The 25,901-nt window shown below is 38.8% G+C and carries 22 protein-coding genes and 2 pseudogenes; 20 read left to right on the top strand and 4 right to left on the bottom strand.

Translation table 11 applies throughout. From position 1 onward, the window contains the following. Nucleotides 1-36: 36 nt before the first annotated feature. From glpK to lpdA, 6 genes are all read left to right on the top strand, one after another. The gene (gene glpK / locus ACYQ73_RS04910) at nt 37-1,533 is read left to right on the top strand and encodes a glycerol kinase GlpK (RefSeq protein ID WP_460011413.1); all 1,497 of its coding nucleotides are present in this window, start codon (nt 37-39) and stop codon (nt 1,531-1,533) included. A 289-nt stretch (nt 1,534-1,822) separates the two neighbouring features. Continuing rightward, a complete protein-coding gene (locus ACYQ73_RS04905; RefSeq protein ID WP_460011517.1) occupies nt 1,823-3,904 on the top strand; it encodes a catalase in 2,082 nt (693 codons plus the stop codon). Nucleotides 3,905-4,114: 210 nt separating this feature from the next. After that, nucleotides 4,115-4,681 (top strand): hypothetical protein, encoded by a 567-nt coding sequence (locus ACYQ73_RS04900; protein WP_460011412.1) that lies wholly within the window; start codon nt 4,115-4,117, stop codon nt 4,679-4,681. Beyond that, entirely contained in the window at nt 4,678-4,866 is a 189-nt protein-coding gene (locus ACYQ73_RS04895; RefSeq protein ID WP_460011411.1) for a hypothetical protein, read from the top strand. The genes ACYQ73_RS04900 and ACYQ73_RS04895 overlap by 4 nt, the downstream gene beginning before the upstream one ends. Next, on the top strand, nt 4,781-5,101 hold the full coding sequence (locus ACYQ73_RS04890) for a hypothetical protein (RefSeq protein WP_460011410.1): 321 nt from the start codon (nt 4,781-4,783) through the stop codon (nt 5,099-5,101). Before ACYQ73_RS04895 ends, ACYQ73_RS04890 begins: the two co-directional genes overlap by 86 nt. A 285-nt stretch (nt 5,102-5,386) precedes the next feature. Then, a complete protein-coding gene (gene lpdA, locus ACYQ73_RS04885) occupies nt 5,387-6,724 on the top strand; it encodes a dihydrolipoyl dehydrogenase (RefSeq protein WP_460011409.1) in 1,338 nt (445 codons plus the stop codon). Nucleotides 6,725-6,876: 152 nt separating this feature from the next. Here the strand turns inward: lpdA and ACYQ73_RS04880 are convergent, their stop codons facing one another. Then, nucleotides 6,877-7,068, bottom strand: coding sequence for a hypothetical protein (locus ACYQ73_RS04880; RefSeq protein ID WP_460011408.1), 192 nt, complete (start codon nt 7,066-7,068; stop codon nt 6,877-6,879). Between the two features lie 423 nt (nt 7,069-7,491). On the opposite strand from ACYQ73_RS04880, the gene ACYQ73_RS04875 reads away from it, so the two are divergent. The 3 genes from ACYQ73_RS04875 to ssuE are packed head-to-tail and all read left to right on the top strand — an operon-like array spanning nt 7,492 to nt 10,074. After that, nucleotides 7,492-8,538, top strand: a complete 1,047-nt coding sequence (locus ACYQ73_RS04875; protein ID WP_460011407.1) for an LLM class flavin-dependent oxidoreductase — start codon at nt 7,492-7,494, stop codon at nt 8,536-8,538. A gap of 11 nt (nt 8,539-8,549) precedes the next feature. Then, entirely contained in the window at nt 8,550-9,509 is a 960-nt protein-coding gene (locus ACYQ73_RS04870; RefSeq protein WP_460011406.1) for an ATP-grasp domain-containing protein, read from the top strand. 34 nt (nt 9,510-9,543) lie between these two features. Next, complete coding sequence (gene ssuE, locus ACYQ73_RS04865) at nt 9,544-10,074, top strand: NADPH-dependent FMN reductase (RefSeq protein ID WP_460011405.1); 531 nt, start codon at nt 9,544-9,546, stop codon at nt 10,072-10,074. Between the two features lie 278 nt (nt 10,075-10,352). Here the strand turns inward: ssuE and ACYQ73_RS04860 are convergent, their stop codons facing one another. Further along, entirely contained in the window at nt 10,353-11,039 is a 687-nt protein-coding gene (locus tag ACYQ73_RS04860; protein WP_460011404.1) for a YjjG family noncanonical pyrimidine nucleotidase, read from the bottom strand. Nucleotides 11,040-11,185: 146 nt separating this feature from the next. On the opposite strand from ACYQ73_RS04860, the pseudogene ACYQ73_RS04855 reads away from it, so the two are divergent. The 4 genes and pseudogenes from ACYQ73_RS04855 to ACYQ73_RS04840 all read left to right on the top strand — a co-directional run. After that, a pseudogene (locus ACYQ73_RS04855) lies at nt 11,186-11,340 on the top strand (transcriptional regulator YeiL); the annotation flags it as partial. 75 nt (nt 11,341-11,415) lie between these two features. Next, nucleotides 11,416-11,665 (top strand): annotated as a pseudogene (locus ACYQ73_RS04850) (MerR family transcriptional regulator); the annotation flags it as partial. 46 nt (nt 11,666-11,711) lie between these two features. After that, on the top strand, nt 11,712-11,849 hold the full coding sequence (locus tag ACYQ73_RS04845; RefSeq protein WP_460011403.1) for a hypothetical protein: 138 nt from the start codon (nt 11,712-11,714) through the stop codon (nt 11,847-11,849). After that, nucleotides 11,846-12,331: a DUF2269 family protein gene (locus ACYQ73_RS04840; RefSeq protein ID WP_460011402.1), complete on the top strand. Its 486-nt coding sequence runs from the start codon at nt 11,846-11,848 to the stop codon at nt 12,329-12,331. Before ACYQ73_RS04845 ends, ACYQ73_RS04840 begins: the two co-directional genes overlap by 4 nt. A gap of 150 nt (nt 12,332-12,481) precedes the next feature. Here the strand turns inward: ACYQ73_RS04840 and ACYQ73_RS04835 are convergent, their stop codons facing one another. Beyond that, nucleotides 12,482-12,637, bottom strand: a complete 156-nt coding sequence (locus tag ACYQ73_RS04835; protein WP_460011401.1) for a hypothetical protein — start codon at nt 12,635-12,637, stop codon at nt 12,482-12,484. A 192-nt stretch (nt 12,638-12,829) separates the two neighbouring features. On the opposite strand from ACYQ73_RS04835, the gene ACYQ73_RS04830 reads away from it, so the two are divergent. From ACYQ73_RS04830 to ACYQ73_RS04820, 3 genes are all read left to right on the top strand, one after another. Continuing rightward, entirely contained in the window at nt 12,830-14,218 is a 1,389-nt protein-coding gene (locus ACYQ73_RS04830; protein ID WP_460011400.1) for an aldehyde dehydrogenase, read from the top strand. Nucleotides 14,219-14,697: 479 nt separating this feature from the next. Next, nucleotides 14,698-16,164, top strand: a complete 1,467-nt coding sequence (locus tag ACYQ73_RS04825; RefSeq protein WP_460011399.1) for a UDP-N-acetylmuramoyl-L-alanyl-D-glutamate--2,6-diaminopimelate ligase — start codon at nt 14,698-14,700, stop codon at nt 16,162-16,164. A gap of 325 nt (nt 16,165-16,489) precedes the next feature. Next, on the top strand, nt 16,490-18,067 hold the full coding sequence (locus ACYQ73_RS04820; protein WP_460011398.1) for a peptide chain release factor 3: 1,578 nt from the start codon (nt 16,490-16,492) through the stop codon (nt 18,065-18,067). Nucleotides 18,068-18,689: 622 nt separating this feature from the next. On the opposite strand, the gene ACYQ73_RS04815 is transcribed toward ACYQ73_RS04820, so the two are convergent. After that, nucleotides 18,690-18,833 carry a hypothetical protein gene (locus tag ACYQ73_RS04815; protein ID WP_460011397.1) on the bottom strand — a complete coding sequence of 48 codons (144 nt, stop codon included), beginning with the start codon at nt 18,831-18,833 and terminating at the stop codon, nt 18,690-18,692. 188 nt (nt 18,834-19,021) lie between these two features. Here ACYQ73_RS04815 and ACYQ73_RS04810 point away from each other — a divergent pair, with 188 nt between their 5' ends. The 4 genes from ACYQ73_RS04810 to ACYQ73_RS04795 all read left to right on the top strand — a co-directional run bounded on the left by ACYQ73_RS04810 (nt 19,022) and on the right by ACYQ73_RS04795 (nt 25,838). Further along, nucleotides 19,022-22,075, top strand: a complete 3,054-nt coding sequence (locus tag ACYQ73_RS04810) for an efflux RND transporter permease subunit (RefSeq protein ID WP_460011396.1) — start codon at nt 19,022-19,024, stop codon at nt 22,073-22,075. 18 nt (nt 22,076-22,093) lie between these two features. After that, nucleotides 22,094-23,179 carry an SDR family oxidoreductase gene (locus tag ACYQ73_RS04805; protein WP_460011395.1) on the top strand — a complete coding sequence of 362 codons (1,086 nt, stop codon included), beginning with the start codon at nt 22,094-22,096 and terminating at the stop codon, nt 23,177-23,179. Between the two features lie 411 nt (nt 23,180-23,590). After that, on the top strand, nt 23,591-24,355 hold the full coding sequence (locus tag ACYQ73_RS04800) for a TerC family protein (RefSeq protein WP_460011394.1): 765 nt from the start codon (nt 23,591-23,593) through the stop codon (nt 24,353-24,355). 127 nt (nt 24,356-24,482) lie between these two features. After that, nucleotides 24,483-25,838: a TrkH family potassium uptake protein gene (locus tag ACYQ73_RS04795; protein ID WP_460011393.1), complete on the top strand. Its 1,356-nt coding sequence runs from the start codon at nt 24,483-24,485 to the stop codon at nt 25,836-25,838. Nucleotides 25,839-25,901 lie beyond the last annotated feature (63 nt).

Genomic DNA, 25,901 nt, shown 5'->3' with positions numbered 1-25,901 from the left:
TGAAAGAAATTAAAAAAATATTTGGAGGTATGACCGATGTCAGAAAAAAAATATATTTTAGCTTTGGACCAAGGTACAACAAGCTCACGTGCTATTTTGTTTGATGAAAAAGGGAGCATTCTCCACGTTGCACAACAAGAATTCCCGCAATATTTCCCTCAATCAGGATGGGTTGAACATCACGCAGAAGAAATTTGGTCTTCTATTCTTTCTTGTATCGCTACAGTGCTTTCTGCAAAAAATATTGAATCAAATCAAATTGCTGGGATCGGTATTACAAACCAACGCGAAACAACTGTTGTTTGGGATAAACATTCAGGGAAACCAATTTATAATGCGATTGTCTGGCAATCACGCCAAACGAACGCTATTTGTGAGGAACTGAAAGAAAACGGTTACAATGATTTATTCCGTGATAAAACAGGTTTATTAATCGATGCATACTTCTCAGGTACGAAAGTAAAATGGATTTTAGACAATGTTGAAGGTGCGCGTGAAAAAGCAGAAGCAGGCGATTTATTATTCGGTACAATTGATACATGGTTAATATGGAAATTAACAGGTGGTAAAGTCCATGTTACAGATTATTCAAATGCTTCTCGTACGTTAATGTACAATATTTATGATTTAAAATGGGATGAAGAAATATTAGACATTCTAGGCGTTCCAGCTTCTATGCTTCCTGAAGTTCGACCTTCTTCAGAAGTGTATGGATATACGGAGGAAGCTCTGTTCTTTGGTTCTGCTGTTCCAATTGCAGGGGCTGCGGGTGACCAACAAGCTGCTCTATTCGGTCAGGCTTGCTTTGAAGAAGGTATGGTTAAAAACACTTACGGTACGGGCTGCTTTATGTTGATGAATACTGGTGAAAAGGCAGTAAAATCAGAGAATGGCTTATTAACTACGCTTGCATGGGGCTTAAATGGTAAGGTTACTTACGCTTTAGAAGGAAGTATTTTCGTAGCTGGTTCTGCTATTCAATGGTTACGCGACGGCTTACGAATGTTCCGTTCTGCTTCTGAATCTGAGCAATATGCTGCACGTGTAGAGTCGGCTGATGGCGTTTATGTAGTTCCTGCATTCGTTGGTCTAGGTACACCTTATTGGGATTCAGATGTACGAGGTGCAGTCTTCGGTTTGACGCGCGGTACTTCTAAAGAACATTTTGTACGTGCAACATTAGAATCGTTAGCGTATCAAACAAAAGACGTACTTGGTGCAATGGAAGCGGATGCCAATATTCCACTAACGAAATTACGTGTAGATGGTGGTGCAGTTGCAAACAATTTCTTAATGCAATTCCAATCAGATTTATTAAACGTTCCTGTTGATCGTCCGGTCATTAACGAAACAACAGCTTTAGGTGCTGCGTATCTAGCAGGTTTAGCAGTTGGCTTCTGGAAATCACCAGACGAAATTAGTGAGTATTGGAATTTAGATCGTCAATTCACACCTAATATGGATGACTCACATCGTGAAGAAATCTATGCAGGCTGGAAAAAAGCTGTAGCAGCTGCTCAAGCGTTTAAATAATAGTAGTAACTAGTAAAGATAGCTAAATAGTGATGAAAAAAACCTTGATAGGCAAATTTGAAGCGGATCCGGTTGTTAGACAAAAATCTAACTGGGATCACTTCGCTTGCCGATCAAGGTTTTGTTTTGAGTAAAAGAATTATTCATTTGCTTTACAATCCTGAATTCACGCTACTTTTTGTTGTCTATTGAGAAAAAATTGATATTGGATTACGTCCTATATCAAAGCCTTGAAGCATGTTTATTCCTGATAAACATATAGTGTATATTGAGAATTATGAGTATTGGAATGAAAGGGGATTGCGTGGATAAATCTAAGTCGAATCAGCGCAAAGATTTGGAGGAGAATGCAAAGGATCAGCAGTTAGAGCCGTTTCGTGTCGATAATGAAGGAAAAAAGATGACGACGAATCAGGGGCTAAAAGTTTCGAATGATGAGAATTCGTTGAAGGCTGGAGTTCGTGGGCCAACTATTATGGAGGATTTTCACTTTCGAGAGAAAATTACGCATTTTGATCATGAACGTATTCCAGAGCGTGTTGTGCATGCGCGGGGCTTTGCAGCACATGGAGAATTTGAGCTGTATGAATCGATGGGGGAATATACGAAAGCAAGATTTTTACAGGACCCTCATAAGAAAACACCTGTATTTGTCAGATTTTCAACTGTAGTTGGAAGCTTAGGTTCGATGGATACTGCACGTGATGTTCGTGGCTTTGCGACGAAATTTTACACGGATGAGGGCAATTATGATTTAGTTGGTAATAATATACCGGTCTTTTTTATTCAGGATGCCATTAAGTTTCCTGATTTAATTCATGCGGTAAAGCCTGAACCTCATAATGAAATGCCACAAGCAGCCTCAGCTCACGATACGTTTTGGGATTTTGTAGCGAACAATCAGGAAATTGCGCATATGATTATGTGGCATATGTCTGATCGAGCAATACCTAGAAGTTTTCGAATGATGGAAGGCTTCGGTGTTCATGCTTTTCGTTTCGTCAATGATAAAGGAAAATCGAGGTTTGTAAAATTTCATTGGAAGCCTGTGTTAGGTGTTCATTCACTCATTTGGGATGAAGCGCAAATCATTGCTGGAAAGGATCCAGATTTTCAGCGACGTGATTTATGGGAATCAATTGAGATAGGTGATTATCCAGAATATGAGCTCGGTGTACAAATGCTTGAGCCAGAGGACGAATTTAAATTTGATTTTGATATTTTGGATGCAACAAAGCTATGGCCTGAGGAGATAGTGCCAGTTAAAAAGATCGGGAAAATGACCTTGAATCGTAATGTGGATAATGTTTTCGCCGAGACAGAGCAAGTCGCCTTCCACCCTGGGAATGTTGTACCAGGCATAGATTTTACAAATGATCCACTTTTACAGGGGCGGCTATTTTCTTATTTAGATACACAGCTAATACGTCTAGGGGGACCAAACTTTTCAGAAATACCGATTAACCGACCCGTTTGTCCATTTCATAACAATCAGCGCAATGGCTTTAGTCGTCAAACTATTAATATAGGAAAAGTGAGCTACCATAAAAATTCCTTGGCCAATAATACACCATCAACTTCAACGGCAAAGGAAGGAGGCTTTGTCCATTATGAAGAAAAGGTTGAAGGACGTATCACACGAGCACGTAGTAAATCGTTTGATGATCATTTCTCACAGGCAAGGCTGTTTTGGAATAGTATGTCCCCTCCTGAAAAACAACATATTATTGATGCCTTTAGTTTTGAGGTAGGGAAGGTGAAAAGTAAATCCGTTCGCCAACAGGTTGTCGACATGTTTGTCCGTGTTGATAAAGCAATGGCAACAACTGTGGCCGATAATGTTGGTGTTAATCGTCCAAAAGGTGAGCAAATAAATGTCACGTTATCATCACCTGCGCTTAGTCAAGCTAATACAATAAAAATGCCACAAACCCTTAAAGTAGGCGTGCTAATAGGCGATGGATTTGATGCAAATGAAGTTGGAGAAATACTAAAATATTTAACAAGACAAGGTGTTCGATACAGTATTATTTCCGACAGATTAGGAGTTGTTACTAGTAGTGACGGTGTACAGCTAACAGCAACTGACACATTTATTACTACCGATGCGGTACTATTTGACTCGTTATATGTTGTAGGCGTAAGAGCAAAAAATCAGGCAAAGTTTAATTCATATATTGTAAATTATATCAATGAAGCGTATAGACATTACAAACCGATTGGTATAGCTACATCCGGAACGACATTTTTTAATATGTCTAATGCCAATGTAGGGCCAGGAATTGTGTTGGCAACTGGCGACAAAGATTTCGCTAAAAAATTTGTCAAAGCAATTGCTCAACAACGCTTTTGGGAACGGAATATTTATTAACTTATGTTGTTTCCGCAGGGCGTGACGAATATCCGAGGGCCGAGTGAATCCTCGCGGGCATGACGTATCCGTAGGGCCGAGTGAATCTTCGCGGGCATGACGTATCCTAGGGGAAGAGTGAATCCTCGCGGGGCATGACGTATCCGAGGGGCAGAGTGGATCCTCGCGGGGCATGACGTATCCGAGGGGCAGAGTGGATCCTCGCGGGGCATGACGTATCCGGGGGAAAGGGGAAATACCCGCGGAAGCAGAGCAAATACCCGCGGAAGCAGAGAGAATACCCGCGGAAGCAGGGCAAATACCCGCGGAAGCAGAGCAAATACCCGCGGAAGCAGAGAGAATACCCGCGGAAGCAGAGCAAATACCCGCGGAAGCAGAGCAAATACCCGCGGAAGCGGAGCAAATACCCGCGGAAGCAGAGAGAATACCCGCGGAAGCAGAGAGAATACCCGCGGAAGCAGAGCAAATACCCGCGGAAGCAGGGCAAATACCCGCGGAAGCAGGGGAAATACCCGCGGAAGCAGGGCAAATACCCGCGGGCGGAGTGAATACCCGCGGAAGCAGGGGAAATACCCGCGGAAGCAGGGGAAATACCCGCGGAAGCAGGGGAAATACCCGCGGAAGCAGAGCAAATACCCGCGGAAGCAGAGAGAATACCCGCGGAAGCAGAGCAAATACCCGCGGAAGCAGAGAGAATACCCGCGGAAGCAGAGAGAATACCCGCGGAAGCAAAGAGAATACCCACGGAAGCAGAGCAAATACCCGCGGGCGGAGTGAATACCCGCGGAAGCAGGGGAAATACCCGCGGAAGCAGAGCAAATATCCGCGGAAGCAGGGGAAATACCCGCGGAAGCAGAGCAAATATCCGCGGGCGGAGTGAATACCCGCGGAAGCAAAGAGAATACCCGCGGAAGCAGAGCAAATACCCGCGGAAGCAGGGCAAATACCCGCGGGCGGAGTGAATACCCGCGGAAGCAGGGGAAATACCCGCGGAAGCAGGGGAAATACCCGCGGAAGCAGGACAAATACTCGCGGAAGCGGAGAGAATACCCACGGGCAGAGTGGATCCTCGCTGGGCATGACGTATCCGGGGGGAAGGGGAAATACCCGCGGAAGCAAAGAGAATACCCGCGGAAGCAGGGCAAATCCCCGCGAAAGAGAAACGGACCCTTTCGAGACACTTTACATTTTATTTGAAATACCGCATCTATATGGTAAAAATGTTTATCTCAAGTATCTAACATAAAAAATAAAGTCTCTCATTGTTCAAAATGAATAGTGAGGGACATTTTCGCTTATTGCACCTTAAATTCTATGGATGTTGATGGTTTGTAGTTCGTGAGGGTCTTCTGTATAAAAATCACCATTCCCTTTTTTTAGTAGTTGACGTTGGAGTAGACAAAGGATTTCTGAATTCACTGTATTCCCATTACGTTGCATTCAAATTTTGTAAATGCTATGGTGGTAAATGAGGTGAATGTTGTGGAAAAATTTGATATTGCAATTATTGGCGCAGGTCCTGGGGGCTATGTAGCAGCCATTCATGCAGCAAAAAGTGGCAAGAAGGTCGCTTTAGTAGAGCGCGATAAAGTAGGAGGAGCCTGCTATAATGTCGGCTGTATTCCTTCGAAAATATTATTGGAGCATAGTAAGCTCATTCAAGAAATACAACGTGGTAATGACTGGGGTATTGAAACTCCTACAGTAAATGTGAATTTTCCACGATTGATGCAACGTAAGGATGCTATTATTGACGAACTTTTAACGAATATTGAGGGCTATATTTTGAGCAATCAAATTACCTTTTATCGAGGAGAAGCGGCAGTATCTAATGATTTAACTGTAACAGTTAGTAGTAAGACCTTTATAGCAACGGATATCATTTTAGCAACCGGTAGTAAACCATTTGTACCACCTTTTAAAGGGATAGAGACTTCTTCCTATTATACAACGGATACTTTTTTTGATATGAAAGAGCTACCAAAGCAGTTAACAATTATTGGCGGAGGCGTTATTGCAGTTGAGATGGCATTTAGTTTAGCACCGCTTGGAACAAAGGTGACGGTGTTGAATCATAGTGAAGATATTTTACAGACAGAAGAGCCAGATGCACGACCACTAATTCGTGAAAAAATGAAAAAGCTTGGTATTGAGCTTGTGACAGATTTCGAATTTAATCATTTTAATGGAAATGAAATTCATACATCTAAAGGCATTTATACATATGAAAATCTTTTGTTTGCAACGGGGCGACGCCCGAATACAGAAATAGCCCAGCAGCTTGGTCTAGCCTTCGATGGTCGATTGATTGCTGTCAATGAGCATCTTGAAACAAGTCATTCACACATTTATGCTATAGGTGACCTAGTTGGTGGTTTCCAGTTAGCTCATTCAGCGAGTGCAGAGGGAATTCATGTTGTGGACCATATTCTGGGGAATAAGCCTGCACTAATTGATCAAACTTTGATTCCTCGTTGTGTTTATACACATCCTGAAATTGCAACTTTTGGTTTACTAGAAGAGCAGGTTAACGAGCCTTATACGGTGACTCAAATGCCTTTACATACAAACCCTAAGGCATTAATGGAAGGAAATACAGTGGGCTTTATAAAGCTCATTGCGACGGAAAAGGAAGGACACATTTTAGGAGCTTGTGTTGTTGCTGATGGGGCAACAGAAATGTTAAATGCTATTTTAGCTACTAAAAATGCTGGTGGCACTGCCCACACTCTTGCAAATATGATTTTCCCACATCCTACAGTGTCAGAGCATATTGGGGATGCTGCAAAAGCTATTTTTGACAAAGCCATTCACCATTAATGGTCTCAAAAACTACATTCTTCAGCGGAAGGCTATCCTTCTCGTTAATGGAATGTAGTTTTTTTGTTTGAATTTAGCTTTATTAAGAGAAAAGTCCCCAAAACATTACTGTTAAGCCTCATATTATTAGTGCAAATAAAACGGAGAGAGTTTTAAAAATAACAATATGATACTTTTGGGAAGCGAATTTTTCGGAAATTAATAATACAATCAATTAAAAAGAATGTTTCAAGCTCTCCAGAAAAATCGTCATCTTCTTCGTATTTTTTAAAAGCAACAAAAAAAGCGTTACCAGCAAAAAATAATAAAACTAATGAGCATACAAACAGCATTAATTTACTCATGCAATAACATCTCTCCTTATTGAAAGAACCTTACAATGAGGAGAAGCGAGTTTCTCTCATTTCATTGATTCAGCGACCCACTAACAGAGGATGAAGGTTCAACATGGCGTTTAACCCATAAATGTATGCGGTAATTTGCCATATTCACTTTGACACCCTCTCGAATACTCAACTGGTATAATAAGTATTCACATGGGCTTCAAATACCAATATATATCTCTGACGCCGATTAAACAAAAAACTATTGACTTTGTATGTCATTATGTTAAATTAAGTTTATAAGAATACTAGGTATTTAAAAATTGAGTTGACTAGACATCTAGAGGCTTCTATTTTACGTAACGGATATACTCCGAACGTAAATATAGAAGCCTTTTTTATCTTTATGTTGTGAATTTCTACTGAGCTTGAGGAGGATGAAATATGAAATTAGGATTTTGGCTACCGATTTTTGGCGGATGGTTACGCAATGTAGAAAATGAAAAGATGCCTGCAACATTTGATTACGTAAAACAGGTTATTCAAACAGGAGAACAACTTGGTTTTGATGCGACGCTGATCGCCGAGCTGTATTTAAATGATATTAAAGGCATTGATGCTGACGCACTTGAGGCGTGGTCAACCGCGGCAGCTTTAGCAGCAGTTACTGAAAAGATTGAAATATTGGCTGCAGTTCGGCCAGGCTATCATAATCCAGCGGTAATGGCAAAAGTAGCTGCCAATATTGATCATATCGCTAATGGTCGTTTTACATTAAATGTAGTTTCTGCTTGGTGGGAAGAAGAAGCAAAGCAATATGGTGGTTATTTTACGGAGCATGGAGAACGTTATGACCGCACGGAGGAATTCATTGATATTTTAAAAGGTTTATGGACAGAAGAAACGTTTAGCTATCATGGGAAATATTACGAAATAGAAAATGCATATTTATCTCCTAAGCCAGTCCGAAAACCATATCCAACACTATACGCAGGTGGAGAAAGTGAGCGCGGTAAAGAGGCTATTGCAAAGTCATGTGACGCTTACGTGATGCATGGAGGAACAGTAGAGGAAGTTGGGACAAAAATAAAGGAAATGCTTGCACGTCGAGAAGCAATTGGAAAAGGTCCGTTCGAAACTTTTGGGATGGCTGCATATGTCATTGTGCGTGATTCAGAAGAAGAAGCACTTGCTGAACTTGCCCGAATTACCAATGTACAGGATACAGCAGGGTATGTAGGCTTTAATGACTTCACAAGTAAATCAAAGCTAGAACAACAAATTACACTACAGGATTATTCAGTTTCAAACAGAGGGCTACGACCAAATTTAGTCGGTACACCTCAACAAGTGGCAGAGCGCATTTTAGCTTATGAAGCGGTTGGCGTAAATCTCTTACTTCTTCAATTCTCCCCACATCTTGAGGAAATGGAACGTTTTGCAAGAGAGGTTATGCCTTTAGTGAAAATAAAATCGGCCATTATAAAGTAAGGAGTGACTACATGCCTGCAAAAATTTATATTCTTCATGAAAATGATGAATGGACAATTCATTTAACAAAGCGTTTAGAGGAACAAAACCTACCATATGAGGTTTGGCACTTGGCAGAGGGATTGATTGACCTATCAAAAGAGCCGCCACACGGAATTTTTTATAGTCGTATGAGTGCATCATCACATACGCGGGGGCATGTATTTGCACCTGAATTAACAGAGGCAGTGCTCGCATGGTTAGAGTATCATAGCCGTCCTGTTATTAATGGAAGCCGTGCCTTACGATTAGAAGTAAGTAAGGTCAATCAATATTTTGCACTTGAAGCTGTAGGCATTCAAACACCTAAAACGATAGCGACAGTTGGTAAATCGCAGCTAATAGAGGCAGCAAGAACAATTGGTACAACACCTTTTATAACGAAGCATAATCGAGCAGGGAAAGGGCTTGGTGTACAACTATTTCATTCAGTTGAAGCACTAGAAGCATATGTGAATAGTGATACTTTTCAGTCACCTATAGATGGTATTACGCTTGTTCAGCAATATATAAAATCACCTGATTCTTATATAACGCGATGTGAATTTGTGGGTGGCAAATTTTTATATGCAGTGCGAGTTGATACATCTGAGGGCTTTGAACTCTGCCCTGCTGATAGTTGTCAAATAGAGGATAAATTTTGCCCAGTAGGTGAAACAACAACTAATAAATCAAAATTTCAAATTATAGACAGTTTTTCAGAGGAGTTTATAGAGCGTTATGAAACATTTTTAGCGCAAAATAAGGTTCTTGTCGCAGGGATTGAGTCGATTATCGATCAAGAAGGTACTATTTTTACATATGACGTGAATACCAACACAAATTATAATGCAGAAGCCGAAAAAGCAGTAGGGAAATATGGCATGTTAGCTGTTGCTAAGTACTTAGGCGCTACATTACGTCAATATGAAAAGACATTGCATTTGGTGTAAGGATATTAATCTTTATTAATAAGGAGTGGCTAATATGACAAAAGCAGTTATTATTAATGGCACTAATTCGAGAAATTCACGCGTGACGGCGATTCATGAAAAGGTGGAAAATTACTTAAAAGCACAGGGAATAGAGGTACACACAAATTATGTACATGAACTGCCAGCTGAGGACTTAATTAAGGCTAATTTTGCAAGTGAGGCCATCGTTTCAGAAAATAAACAAGTTGAAGAAGCAGATATTATCGTACTTTTGACGCCAATTTATAAAGCTTCATATACAGGAATATTGAAAACTTATTTGGATTTGCTGCCGCAAAAAGCATTGTTTGGAAAGATCATTTTACCAATTGCTGTAGGTGGCTCTATTGGACATTTACTCGCATTAGAATATGCATTAAAACCGGTTTTAGCTGTATTAGGAGCTACAACTATTGCACATTCTGTATATATTGTTGATAAACAAATTATTCGATTAGAAGATGGAAGCTTTGCTATCGAGGAAGAAGCTATTAACCGTCTTGAGGTAGAGTTAAAACAATTTCAGCAAATTGTATCCATTTAAGCATGAAGGTAAGCTCAGTAACATAACGTGTGGTTGATTTCCGTTCTGACTATGCGTTTTCCTGGGGGCAAAACGTACGAAAGCGAAGCGACAGCAACAAATGTTTTTGTGATTTTAAGTATATCTTTGCCGTATTGGCAGGGATATACTTAATTTTATTTTAGGCAAGGATTCATATGAAAAAAACTCACGTACATAACGCGAGTTTTCACTAAGCATAAGACACTCTGCCACTTTTAAAGAGCTAATGTCATGTTTTAATCTAATTAAGATAGTAATTAGCGTAAAATTTGATACAGCTCATTAAGACTTTGTATTTCATAAGTCGGAACAATTCCAGTAGGGTTCGGTTTCTTTGCAGGATTAAACCAACATGTATCTAATCCTGCTAACTGTCCTCCTTTAATATCTGCACTTAAGGAATCACCGATAATTAATCCTTTCTCCACAGAAAAATTAGAAATTCGTGCAAAAACATAATCGAAGTATTCCTTCATTGGCTTTTGATAGCCCGTGTCTTCTGAAACAAAAATACCCTTAAAGAATGAATGTAACCCCGAATTACGCAGGCGTTTATCTTGCGTTTTGGAAACACCGTTTGTAACAATATATAAATCATATCCGCTTTGGAGATCTTGTATTAGTTCAAAGGCTCCGCGAATAAGCTGATTCCCTTCTTCTAAATAACTACGATAATTCTGTTCAAACAAAGATCCATCAACTTCTTGGCCGTACTTCTTAAATAAAATTGAAAATCGAGTATTCAATACTTCATCTCGGTCTATTTTTCCTTCTTCAAAGGATTTCCACAGGCCTTGATTTATTGTTTTATAATGTGCTGTAATTTCATCAGTTAAAGGGATTTTTTGTTCTTCAAAGAGTAAATGTAACGCCGTTCTCTCAGCTGCTTTAAAATCTAATAATGTATCGTCTACATCAAATAGTAATGTTTGATATTTCTTCATGTTGTTGCTCTCCCTGTCCTCTATAAAAATATGCTTTTTCTTTTGTTCTCAAATAAATCGTATCACTTCTTCTTTTAAAAAGAATAGGAGATATCTCATACTAAATGAGAGGTGAAAAAATGAAAATCGAATAAAAACGAAATGAAATTTACAATTATGTACAGCTCTTCAACTTTCAAACGTTCTTTTCATTTGATATTTTTCCATATACAGAAGTTCATTCTTTTCAAAAAAGAACTGATTTGTAACGAAGGAGAAGAATTACCAATATCTTTATTATCTCATTTCCGGAAAAGTAAAATTTATCTGTATTGATTGACCTTACCCTTACAGGAACCTTTATATTTAAAGTATTCCACAACAGGAGGCGATTGTTATGCTTTCAATTGGTGAGTTCTCTAAAATATCACATCTCACTCTGAAAACGCTTCGCCACTATGATGAAATTGGTAGCCTGCTTGCACAGACGCTACAAGCGGATATCGTTACTATAATATTTCACAATTGGAAACAGCATTATGATTACACGCTTAAAAAACTATTTATTTACTCTCGAAGAAATATAGGTTATTTTAACTAATTGGCAGGTGGCCTATCTTTTTCAAGCAAAAATGAAGGCCAAACAATAAGATCTAACGAAACAGATAACTTGTTTTTTTGTACGGATTATTTATGTTTGAATTTATTCAATTTGTTTTTAACGACCAAGTTACGGTCGATGAAGTTTCTCGCTGCATGCATAAGCAGCTCAACTTCCTGTTTGAGCATAAATGGTGGGAGCAAGAGTCGGTAGGGAGTGAAGAAAAATGAGCATATATGTTTGGTTTAAATATATCCATATCATGGCTGCAATCATCATGGTTGGTACGACGATAACCAATGGTCTGGCCAAAATGTTATCGGATCGCACCGGAAATGTACATCGAATCGCTTCAGCCATGACGTTCACCATGTATTTTAATAAAATTCTCATGTTTCCCTCTTTAGTTGTTTTAGCGATCAGTGGCATCGGGTTAACCGCCATCCTTCATCGTTCTTTGTTGGAAGGGTGGATTTTTCAATCCGTGATCATGCTTATGGCTTTGTTCGCACTATTTGGAATCGGTTTGAGGTACGAGCGACGGTTGCACCGCATCGCCTTGCATTCGGAAGAAAACAAGTGGCGCGAGGTGCCGAGCGATTATTGGAAATGGAGCAAAATTTCAATCCCGATCGGCTTTTTGGCCATGGTGGTCATTTTGCTTACGTTATACTTGATGGTCGCGCAGAGAAGCCTTTTTTATTTTTTGTAGGGGAAGTTTCCGTTGTGGAAAGAGTATTAGAGTCTGTTTAAGACCACGCCTGTTGATTAACATGTTTCTTTGAGTTTTTCTAATTTATACCTATTTGGTGAAGTACAAAATAGCGCATTATAGGAAATGACCTCCTATAACGCGCTATTTTTAATTCACTTCAGGTTCTTCTTTTTTCTCACTCGGTGTTGTAGTGAGATATAAGAAAGCCTCATCTTGCAATAGCAATAATTTTTCTTCACAAATACCGTGTGCTAATGGTCCAGAAAAAATTGACTCCCACCAAGTTCCTGTTGTTGTTGTCATTCATCTACGCCCCCGTTTCAATTTTTCAATATGTAGTTGTAAATTTCCCAAAATCATAAAACCATCTACACATTCCATCCATTCAAGAAAGAGGAATTTTGATTGTCAATGTTGTATCGTATAGACAAAGATAGTTTGTTTCGAAATGAAAAAACTATGTATGCCATTTTAAAAAAAAGGGGTGCTTTTATTATGAATTTTACAACACAAGATGTAGAAAATATGATTACAGAACAGCGTCAATTTTATTTTTCACGAGTGACGAAGAGTACAAAATTTCGAAAAGAGCAATTAATAAATCTGAAGAAAACAATTTTAAAATATGAAAAAGAAATCTTGAATGCTCTATATTTAGATTTACGAAAGAGTGAGTTTGAGGCATATGCAACAGAAATTGGCATTGTTCTAGATAGTATTTCTTATATGGTCAAGCATGTGGAAGAATGGATGAAACCTGAAGCTGTAAAAACACCGATACAATACCAAATAGGGAAAAGCTTTATTGTAAGAGAGCCATATGGAGTAACATTAATCATTGGTCCATTCAATTATCCATTCCAGCTTGTAATGGAGCCATTAATTGGAGCAATTGTCGGTGGTAATACGGCTATTGTAAAACCATCAGAAACATCTGTGCATACAGCAGCTATCGTTAAAAAAATAATTGAAGAAACGTTTAACCCTTCCTACGTTCGGGTTGTAGAGGGAGAAAAAGAGGAAGTGACGGCACTTATTCATGCATCCTTTGACTATATATTTTTTACAGGGAGTGTGGCAGTCGGAAAAGTTGTTGCAAAGGCGGCGGCGGAACGCTTAACACCAATTGCTCTAGAACTTGGTGGGAAAAGTCCCGCAATTGTTGATCAAACAGCCAATTTAGAAGTAGCGGCGAAAAGAATCGCTTGGGGGAAATTCACAAATACCGGTCAAACCTGTGTGGCACCAGATTATGTCCTTGTCCATAAAGATGTCTATGACCGATTTATGAAAATATTGAAAGCAACGATTCGTTCCTTCTATGGTAAAAATGCATTAAAAAGCCCTGACTACGGCCGTATTGTGAATTTAAGACAATTTGATCGCTTACAGCAAATTATCGTAGAAGAACGTGATGCAATTACATTTGGTGGTAGAACAGATCGTGATGATTTGTATATTGAGCCTACAATTATTGGCTATGTGAAATGGTCAAGTCCTTCGATGCAGGATGAATTATTTGGTCCGATTTTACCTGTAATGATGTATGATGATTTACCGCTGGCCATTCACCAGATTCGTCAGTTACCAAAGCCTTTAGCAGCTTATTTTTTCTCAGAGCATGAAAAAGCTACACGGTACTTTTTAGAGGAATTACCATTTGGTGGCGGATGTATTAATGATACGATTACACATGTAGGAAATTTACATTTGCCATTTGGCGGTGTCGGGTCATCAGGAGTAAAAGCATATCACGGGAAGGCAAGCTTTGAAAACTTTACCCATCCAAAATCTATCTTAAAAAAATCATCGAAGTTAGAGACGAATGTTCTCTTTCCCCCATATAAACAAAAGGTTAAGCTTGTAAGAACTATTATGAAATAGTTAAAGTGAGGTGTCTGATCAGTGACACCTCACTTTTTTACCAGTTCTCCAAAGTATATTCTCCAACATACATGGATTTAGGCTGTCGATATATGTTGATTTTTGATAAGTCAGGTAAACTGCGGGCTCTCCTATTGTTAAAACATCTATCATTTGTATAAGCTGATTGGAGTGGAAACTAGGCAACTCCTTGGGAATCAACGACCCTGGAGCGGCTTATCGGACGCCAATAATTGGAACGGAATTCACTCCCACGATATAGTGATGAACCAAATTTTATTGAAATATTAAAGATATATTAAAGATATATTAAAATGATAGCGTTTTCATTTAAAAAACGTTCTTACAGGCATTTTATTTATGGGCGAATAAGTAGTAAAATAAGTTCAATAGAATGTGGGGGTATTCATCTTGTCATTTTTTGTCGAATAAACAACAAATGATGAAATGAATGTAGAGATTGATTGGAGGACTATGAAATGTATGCAGAGGAATTGTTGAATGCTTTACCTTTGAAAAAAATAATTGGAGTGCTACCTGACCAAGTAAGTGATATTGTAATTGATTCACGAAGTGTACAACCAAATAGTATGTTTGTTTGTATAAAAGGTTATACAGTAGATGGTCATGACTATGCACAGAAAGCTGTTGAAGGTGGCGCAACAATTGTTGTAACAGAACGAAAATTACCATTAGGTGAAAATATTGCACAAGTCATTGTGAAAGATACGGATCGTGCAGTTGGCTTGTTAGCTGCAAAGTTTTTTGACTATCCGTCGAAAGATATGGCAATGATTGGCGTAACAGGGACAAATGGAAAAACATCAGTAACGGGTATTATTCAAAATATAATGCATGGTATGGGCGAGAAATCTGCTCTATCAGGAACAATCGGCTTTAATTTAAATGGTATTTTATATGAATCTGCAAATACTACGAGCGATGCCTTATCGACTCAACAAATGATATTCCGTGCAAAAATGGAAGGCTGCAGATTAATGACTATGGAGGTATCTTCACACGGTTTAGCACTTGGACGTCTAGCTGGCGTAGAATATGATGTAGCTATTTTTACAAATCTTACACATGATCATCTTGATTTCCATGGTACGATGGAGGAATATGGTCATGCGAAGGGCTTAATGTTCTCTCAACTTGGACAAGATTTAGAAAAGAATAAATTCGTAGTGTTAAATGCTGATGATGCTTGGTCAGAGCGCTATGCAGCGATGACACCATTCCCTGTATGGACATATGGTTTGAAAAATGAAACAGCTGATTTCCGAGCTATTAACTGTGAGTATCATGATTTCATGACATCTTTTGACGTTGAAATGCCAGAGGGAATATACCATGTGAAAATGCATTTGCTCGGGGAATTTAATATATACAATGTGCTTGCCGCTATGGTTGCTTTTTATGGCCGTGGTTATTCAATGGAAACAATCATTGAGCAAATTGAGCAATTACCACCAGTGAAGGGCCGCATGGAGAAAGTTTGTTCAGATTTACCTGTGCAGATTTTTGTTGATTATGCACATACACCTGATGCCATTGAAAAGGCGATTTCTTCAGCACAACCATATAAAAAAGGGAAGCTTATTTTCCTAGTTGGTACAGGTGGCAATCGTGATAAATCGAAACGTCCAGCAATGGCAGAAAAGGCATCAGCCGCTGATTACGTTATTTTAACGACAGATGACCCACGCTATGAGGACTATGATAGTATTACAGGTGATCTTGCCAAAGGGATGCTTCATGAAAACTATGCATGTATAGGAGACCGTGCTGATGCGGTGCGTCATGCGATTGAGGTTGCTGAACCAGGGGATATGATTATTTTTGCTGGTAAAGGCCATGAAGATTATCAAATTATTGAGAATACTAAATATCCGCATAGCGATGCAGATATTGCAATAGAAGCTGGCCACTTAAAATTTGTATAATATATGATCTCCAATGAGGATGTTAGAGCGTACTTGATAGGGTGAACGCAATGCATGCAATAATGCGGCAAGTTCACCATACTTAGAGAACCCTTTTAGTTCGTACTAAAGGGTTTTCTTTTTGGGTACTTTTGATGAATGTCACGTTGTTAGCAAACGAGTATGTAGATGGAAAGAAAGGGTAGCCATCGAAATGCTTGAGGAAACTATACATTGTGCCTTACCAAGATCGAAACCTCTTTTTTGGGGAATTCATGTAAAAAGGTTGTAAGAGAGGCAAGTCTTCTTTTATTATTATTAAGTATGAAAAAAGGAGAATAACGAGATGAATTCAAATTTAGAAAAAGATATATTATCGCGTCGAACTTTTGCCATTATCAGTCACCCTGATGCTGGGAAAACGACAATTACAGAAAAGCTTTTACTTTTTGGTGGTGCGATTCGTGATGCCGGAACTGTAAAAGGAAAGAAAACAGGTAAGTTTGCAACATCTGACTGGATGGAAATTGAAAAACAACGTGGGATTTCTGTAACTTCTTCAGTTATGCAATTCGATTATAACGGCTCACGTGTCAATATTTTAGATACTCCAGGTCACCAAGATTTCTCGGAGGATACGTATCGTACATTAATGGCAGTGGATAGTGCTGTCATGGTCGTAGATGCTGCCAAAGGGATTGAAGCACAAACTTTAAAGTTGTTCAAAGTTTGTAAAATGCGTGGTATTCCGATTTTTACTTTTATCAATAAACTAGACCGTCAAGGGAAGGAGCCACTTGAGCTGATTGAAGAGCTTGAGGAGGTACTTGGCATTAACGCTTACCCAATGAACTGGCCGATTGGTATGGGTAAAGAGTTTTTAGGTATTTATGATCGTTATAATAAACGCATCGAGCAATTCCGTACTGAAGAAGAAGAACGTTTCTTACCAATTGATGATAATGGGGAACTTGCAGTCGAGAATCCGATGAAGGTGACTTCTTATTATTCACAAGCAATGGACGACATCATGTTGCTTGATGAAGCGGGGAATGAGTATTCTGAAGAAAAAATTCGTCGTGGTGAATTAACACCTGTTTTCTTTGGTTCTGCCTTAACAAATTTTGGTGTACAAACATTCCTTGAAACATATTTACAATTTGCGCCAACACCACAGCCTCGAATTACTGAGGATGAACAATTTATTGATCCAGTTGAGCATGAAGAGTTTTCGGGCTTCATTTTCAAAATCCAAGCAAACATGAATCCTGCTCACCGTGACCGTATTGCCTTTGTGCGTATCGTATCGGGTAAATTTGAACGTGGCATGAACATGACTTTATCTCGTACAGGTAAATCATTCAAAGTGACACAATCTACACAATTCTTAGCTGATGATCGTGAAACAGTAGATGAAGCAGTTGCTGGTGATATTATCGGTTTATATGACACAGGTACTTATCAGATTGGTGACACAGTTGTAGGTGGTAAAAAGACATTCCAATTTGAAAAATTGCCACAGTTCACGCCAGAGCTATTTGTTCGTGTAACTGCGAAAAATGTTATGAAATCTAAGCAATTCCATAAAGGGATTTTACAATTAGTGCAAGAAGGCGCTATTCAATACTATAAAACGTTGCATACAGAAGAAGTTATTCTTGGAGCAGTTGGTCAATTACAATTTGAAGTTTTTGAGCATCGTATGAAGAACGAATATAATGTTGAAGTGAAAATGGAGCCAATTGGTTCGAAAATTGCTAGATGGATTGAAAACGAAGAAGATGTTAAAGAATCGATGTCTTCAGGTCGTTCAATGCTTGTAAAAGACCGTTTTGATAATCTTGTTTTCCTATTTGAAAATGAGTTTGCTATGCGTTGGTTCGCTGATAAAAACGAAAACATTAAACTGTATAGCCTTTTATAATAAAAACAAAATTGTCAGGATGATTTCCGTTCCAGGCTACTCGCTTTCCTGTGGGCGAGCGTCGAGCCGCTTCCTCCGTTAAAGGAACGAAGGCTAGGTGCGTCACGTCCTGTGACAACGCCTTCGTGACCAACATCGTGTTGGCCTCAGGGTCTCGCCTGTCTCGCTTTCCCACGGGAGTCGAGTAGCCTTCCACTACAATCAGCAATTGTGTAGAACTTTTATAAAATTTATGCATTGCAAAAGTGAACGCAGTGGTTACTCATCAGAATGGACTTATAACAGATAAGCCAATTGTATTATTTGTTATTGCCACTGCTTCGTTTTGCCAAAGAGGCATACTTTTTTATATGACACCTTAATTACATGAAAAAACACGAGTCGACATGTTGCGATTCGTGTTTTTTTACAAGGAAAATTGGAGTCATATGTAGAATATATACAGTATTAGGAAATATAAGCCTCATGAAAAGTCTCCAGGGAAGAATGTATAAATTTATAAGGTCATTATTAAAAAATGGGCTGCATTTGTTAAAAAAGTAAACTATGTATATAAGTTGATTGGAGTGGAGACTGGGCGACTCCTTGGGGATTAGCAATAGAGGAACGAAGGCTAAAACCATCACATCCTGTGATAACGCCTTCGTGACCAACGTCGTGTTGGCCCGAGACCCTGCAGCGAGCACATAGGGGAACGAAGGCTAAAACCATCACGTCCTGTGATAACGCCTTCGTGACCAACATCGTGTTGGCCCAAGCGGCTCATCGGACGCCCCCAGGAAGCTTTGCTCTGTGCGAAAGCAATTGTTTTATCTGTGCGAAAGCGTAGCGACAGCAACAACAAAGCGCCCAGTCGGAACGGAAATCAACACGTTATAGTGATGCCCAATTTATAAATTTTTCTCCTTTTCGGGTATCATAGAAAGGAAGAGATAGAAAAGGAGTTTGCAAAAAATGAACATTAGTAATTTTTCTATTAAAAGGCCTGTTTTTACAATAGTTACGATGTTGTTAGTCATTATATTAGGTGGCGTTTCATTATTGAAAATACCTATTACGCTTATTCCAGAATTACGTCCACCCATAGGCATCGTTGTTACCAATTATCCTGGTGCAAGTCCAACAGAGGTTAATGAGAAAATAACGAAGCCCTTAGAAACAACACTTGCCACCTTACCAGGGATAAAAAAACTACAGTCTACCTCTCAAGAAGGATCAAATTTAATTATTCTCGAGTTTGATTGGTCAACCAATATTGATGATGCTCAGCTCGATATTTTACAACGCATCGATATGACCCCTTTACCGAATGATGCTGAGAAACCTAACTTTTTAAAATTTGATCCATCACAATTTCCTATAATACAACTTTCACTACGGGCGGAAAATGACAATATAGATGTGCGTTTACTGGCGGAAGCCTTGGAAAAAGAACTTCGTCGTACAGCGGGTGTCGCAAGTGTCAATATTTCCGGTAAGCTGGTGGAAGAAGTTCAAATAACTTTGGATGAATCGAAGCTAGTTGAAAAAGGATTAACCCAAGCAGATATTGTTCAAATTATTCAATCGAACAATGTTTCCCTTCCTGGTGAACCAGTGTTAACAGCAGATGGGAAGATGTTAACGACACGTATTTTAAGCACTATAAGTTCGCCAGAAAGCATTGCTGATTTAATCATTTCAGTAAATCCACTAGATGGTAAAGCGTTAACAGTAGGAGAAGTAGCGACTGTTGAACGTGTGGAGCAAAAATCCATAACTACAACACGAGCAAATGAGCATCCTGCAGTATTAATGTCTGTATTACAGGAGTCAGGTGCTAATACGGCAGAGGTATCAAAAGCTTTTAAAGAAGCTTTAAATGAATTATTAACAAAGAAGCAATATCAAGGAATCGCTGCAGACGTGCTAGTGGACCAAGGAAACTACGTGAATTTAGCGATTGGTAATATCGGATCTTCTTTACTTCTAGGTGGACTATTCGCAATGCTCGTATTATTTGTCTTTCTACGTAGTGTGAAAAGCCCTATTATCATTGGCATTGCGATACCATATTCAGTGATTGTTACATTTGTTTTAATGTTTTTTGCCAATTTCTCGCTCAATATTATGACATTAGGGGCGTTAGCACTTGGCATCGGTATGTTGGTTGACAATGCGATCGTTGTTATTGAAAACATTGAACGACATTTAGGACTTGGCAAGGATCCGATAACAGCCGCTAAAGAAGGAACAAAGGAAGTGGCACTTGCGATTACTGCTTCTACTCTCACAACTATTGCAGTATTCATTCCTGTAATGTTTATTGAAGGGTTAATAGGACAAATTTTCACAGAATTTGCATTAACTATTTCCTTTAGCTTAATTGCTTCTTTAATCGTTGCGTTAACAGTTGTCCCAATGCTTGCAAGTCGTCTTTTAAAAATGAAATCAACGAATATTTATGAAAAACGTAATGAGTCATTCTTTTACAAGCGCTACAAAACATCAATTATTTGGGTACTGCGTCACCGTATGCTAGTACTAATCTCAGCAATTGTCTGTTTTGGACTTGCATTGTTTGGGCTTATGAAAATAGGAACAGAGTTTTTACCCCCAACAGATGAAGGATTCGCATCCATTAGTGTAAATCTAGAAAAAGGGGTAGCAGTATCAGAAACAGAAAAAGTTGTAGCGAAAATTGAAGAACGCTTAAAACAGGAGAAAGATGTTGACGTATATGTTAGCTTAATCGGTGGTACGCAACAGGCTCAAGCACGGGGGCAAACAAATGCAAACCAAGCAGAACTATATGTAAAGCTTGTCCCTCTAGCGGATAGGGATCGTTCGATTTTTGAATTTGTAGAAGAGGTTGAGCGAGATTTGCATAAAGAGCTAGGTGAGCAAGTTGAAATCAACTTTAATGTCTCAACGACAACAGGATCGTCACCAAATACAGTAACGTTTAGGTTAACAGACTCTGATGAGCAAAGACTTCAAAGCTCTGTTGATAAAGTACAGCAGGAGCTATTAAAGGTAAAAGCGATCACAAAAGTATCTACGGATTTAGATATTACTGTCAAAGAAATTCAAGTCGAAGTAGACCGGGAAAAGGCGAAGGACTACGGATTTGTACCTGCACAAATTGCTCAAACGGTCAATCAAATGACGAAGGGTCAGCTAACTACGCAAATAATGGCAGAGGATGGTGCTGTATTGCCTGTTTATACAGGCTTTGGACAAGTGTTTAATGATAGTATCGAGTCATTAAAATCGATGCAGCTTCGTTCACCTGCAGGTTTATTTGTAAAGCTAGAGGACATTGCGACAGTTTCTATACAGGAAGGACCAGTGTCGATAAGACGTTCTGATCAAGCGGCTGCGGTTGCATTTTTTGTCGAGTATGAAACGAAGGAATCGCTCGGAGGCATCTCAGCAAAAGTGGACAAAGCATTGGAAAAAGCAGATTTACCGACAGAAACTCAAATTGTCTTTAGTGGAGATCGTGAGCTTTACGATAGTGCGATTAATGATATGCTTTTAGCCGTGGCATTAGCAATAGTCCTTGTATATATCGTAATGGCTGCTCAATTTGAATCATTCAAATATCCATTCGTTATCATGTTCACAGTACCATTAATGATTATTGGCGTTGCAGTTGCAATGTTTGCTACGAACACGTTAGTTGGTGTGACATCTGTTATAGGCATCTTAGTACTAGTTGGAATTGTCGTGAATAACGGGATTGTACTTGTCGATTACATTAATCAACAAAAAACTAGGGGAATGGCGACGTATGATGCGATTTTACTGGCTACACAAGATCGACTTCGACCAATATTAATGACTGCACTAACAACAATCTTAGGATTGTTGCCACTTGCTCTTGGCATTGGTGAAGGGACAGAGATGAATCAACCGATGGGGATTGCAGTAATCGGAGGACTTGTGACATCAACTTTGTTGACATTATATATTGTTCCTATTGTTTATAGCTTAATGGATAAAGAAACTAGGAAGAGGCGGTAAGGTCAGGGGGAATGAGAGATGGGGGTTCATTTTTTTACAGGTTTTCCGGGTTTTATTTCAAGTCAATTAATACGAGAGTTATTTCGAAAAAATCAATCACAGGAAGTCATCGCTATTGTTTTAGCTGGTGAATTAGTTAAAGCAAATTTAGAAAGAGAAAATATAGTAGCGGAGTTTCCTAACTGTTCTATTCATATTGTAGAGGGAGATATAACATTACCGAATCTCGGTTTAGAAAACCAAGTTGTACAGAACATTGTACCTCAAATTGAGGTGCTCTGGCATCTAGCTGCTATTTATGATTTAGCAGTACCCCGCGATCTAGCATGGAAGGTAAATGTACATGGTACGACGATGGTCAATGATTTTGTTCGAACACTGCCGAACTTAAGACGCTATATGTATTTTAGTACAGCATATGTAGCAGGAACACGTGAAGGTGTTTTGCGTGAAAATGAACTAATTCGCCCGCAGGCATTTAAAAACTATTATGAGGAAACAAAATATGAAGCTGAGCATCGAGTAGAGGATTTGAAATCAGAAATACCACTGACAATTATTCGGCCTGGCATAGTACGTGGACATTCGGAAACAGGAGAAACGATTAAATTTGATGGGCCTTATTTCTTTTTAAATATGGTGGATAAATTAAAATGGCTTCCTTTTATCCCGTATATTGGTCAATCAACATCAACAATAAATGTGGTACCAGTGGATTATATTATAAACGCTTCGACTTATCTCGTTGATGAAAAATGTGCTGAAGGGAAAACTTTGCATCTAACGGACCCGAATCCTCATCCTGTGCAAGAAGTGTATCGTACGATGGTAAAATTAGTAACTAACCATTATCCTAAGGGGCGATTACCGTTAATACTAGCAAGAATATCTTTACAAGTGCTACTTATCCGAAAATATCTAGGTGTTGAGCAAGAAACTTTAGACTACTTAACTTGGAATGCTAAGTTCGATACATCTGAAGCAGTTACTATTTTGAAAAAGGGTAGTATTGCATGTCCCGATTTTATACAGACTATGCCTAGGATGATTGATTTTTATTTAGTGCATAAAGAAGATAAACGCTATCAAATTCAAGTAAAGTGAAGCACGTAGATATAGAGTTGAAGCAAGCGGCGTTTACCAGATTGAAGTTATTGTTGGCCCAAAGCCTCCTACTCAATTAAGCCGAGGCATAATTGAGTAGGAGGGGGTAGATAATTTTGCCACTCATATACGATAGTGCTATAATGAGTTTTCAGAAGAAAAAAACCTTCGACGTTTTGTCAAAGGGGAGTAGCTAACAGGTACGAGCGAAGTATCTGGATTCACATTCGTCATGACGTGGTTTTTACCATCGGGTGTGATAAGCGAATAACTTTATACTAGCGGTATTCAATGACTAGTATTTATTTGCTTAGCGAGACCTTTGCCTTTTTATAGGGGCAGAGGTCTTTTCTTTTGTACTCGTATAGTAATGACTATTTTGGTATACAGAGCTTTAGAGGAGGCACATGAATGGAATCAATTTTATTACAATACGGCTGGGTCCTTATTGTACTTGTAGTATTAGAAGGATTATTAGCAGCAGATAATGCAGTTGTGATGGCTGTGATGGTGAAGCACTTACCACGAGAACAACAAAAAAAGGCATTATTTTATGGATTATTCGGCGCATTAATTTTCCGATTCTCAGCACTTTTTGTCATTACAGTATTAGTGAATTATTGGCAAATTCAAGCGTTGGGAGCAGCTTATTTACTATTCATGTCTGCCAAAAATATATATGATTTGCGTCATAAAGGGGATTCAAACGAAGAATCTAACGATAAAGCGGGGAAAAAGGGCGCTGGTTTTTGGATGACAGTGCTTAAGGTAGAGGCAGCGGATATTGCATTTGCTATTGATTCTATGCTTGCTGCAGTTGCCATTGCTGTAACTTTACCGCAGGTAGGGAACTTTGATATAGGTGGCATCAATGGTGGACAATTTATTGTCATGTTACTTGGAGGATTTATCGGAGTTATTATGATGCGATTTGCGGCACAATGGTTTGTGAAAATATTAAATGACTACCCTTCACTTGAGACCGCAGCGTTTTTAATTGTAGGTTGGGTAGGCGTGAAGCTTGTTGTGTTGACTTTGTCACATGAGAAGGTGGGCATATTACCAGCAGAGTTTCCGCATTCTACTGCGTGGGAGTTAACTTTCTGGATTGTATTAGTGGCCATCGCGCTAGTAGGTTATTTAGTAGGAGTTCGTCATAAACATCAAGATCAATAATTAACTTATTTCAACAGAGGCATAATTGATGAGAAATAGTCGTATCTATTCCTCTTTCTTTTTTGATGTATTTTTTCTATACTAATATCTATCGAGTTTGGCATCATTTAAGGAAGGGGTTGTCACAGTGCCCTGGAAAAGATCAAAGAATAGACTTGTAACACCTTTTCAGGTACTTGTCTCTTATTATTTTATAGCTATAGCTATTTCCTTCCTGTTACTACGGCTACCAGGCGTTCATCAAGAAGGTGTTAGAGTTTCATTATTAGATAGCTTGTTTACTGCAGTAAGTGCAGTTAGTGTAACAGGTTTAACAACGTTCAATATATCTGAAAGCTATACAACATTTGGGATCACGATGGTACTTGTCATTTTACAGCTTGGCGCAATTGGCATTATGTCACTTGGTACCTTTGTGTGGTTACTAGTTGGGAAAAAAATAGGTATGCGTGAGCGTCAATTGATTATGATCGATCATAATCAATACAATTTGTCAGGGGTAGTTCAATTAATTCGGGAAATATTGAAAATCTTAATTGGTATCGAATTGATGGGTGCGTTAATTTTAACTTTGCACTTTACAAACTATTTCGACACTTTTGAAGAAGCTTTGCTTCATGGTGTCTTTGCCTCCATTTCAGCTACTACAAATGGTGGCTTTGATATTACAGGCATGAGTTTGCTTCCGTTTCATAAAGATTACTTTGTTCAATTGATAACGATGGTGTTAATTGTACTTGGTGCGATAGGCTTCCCAGTATTGATTGAAGTGAAAACCTTTTTACTTAATCGCCATACAAATTTCCGCTTTAGTTTATTTACAAAAATAACAACCTCCACATATGCAATTTTATTTGTGGTAGGGGCTGTCGTTATTTTATTACTCGAATCATTCCATTCCTTTAAGGGAATGTCTTGGCATGAGGCTCTATTTTCTGCAATGTTCCACTCTGTTTCAACACGATCAGCTGGACTTACGACGTATGATGTAACAACCTTTAGTGAAGCAACAGATATTTTTATGAGCTTTCTAATGTTTATAGGTGCCTCACCAAGTTCAGTTGGTGGTGGGATACGTACAACAACGTTTGCCATGGCCATTTTATTCCTAATTACCTTTTCACGAGGAAGAGAGGATATTCAAGTATTCGGACGTGAAATACATTTAATTGATGTATTCCGCTCGTTTGTTGTTATTTTATTGGCATTCTTTATGGTATTAGTTGCGACAATTATTTTACTCATTACTGAGCCACACGCATCACTGATTCAAATAATCTTTGAAATTACATCAGCGTTCGGAACGTGTGGGATGTCTTTAGGAATCACCTCCGACCTATCGGTAGTTGGCAAAATTATCATAATGATTTTAATGTTTGTTGGTCGTGTCGGTTTAATTTCCTTCCTTTATACTTTAGGTGGTGGAGGTAGAGGCAAAAAATCTAATTATCACTATCCTAAAGAACGGGTAATTATTGGGTGAAGCTTAGAAAGTGTTGATATAACAAGGTTTTGTAGGGGCGGATTTTACATTTGCCCCTTTTTT

Source organism: Lysinibacillus sp. CTST325 (genome assembly GCF_054665055.1).
This window is presented reverse-complemented; position numbering and strand designations above follow the sequence as displayed.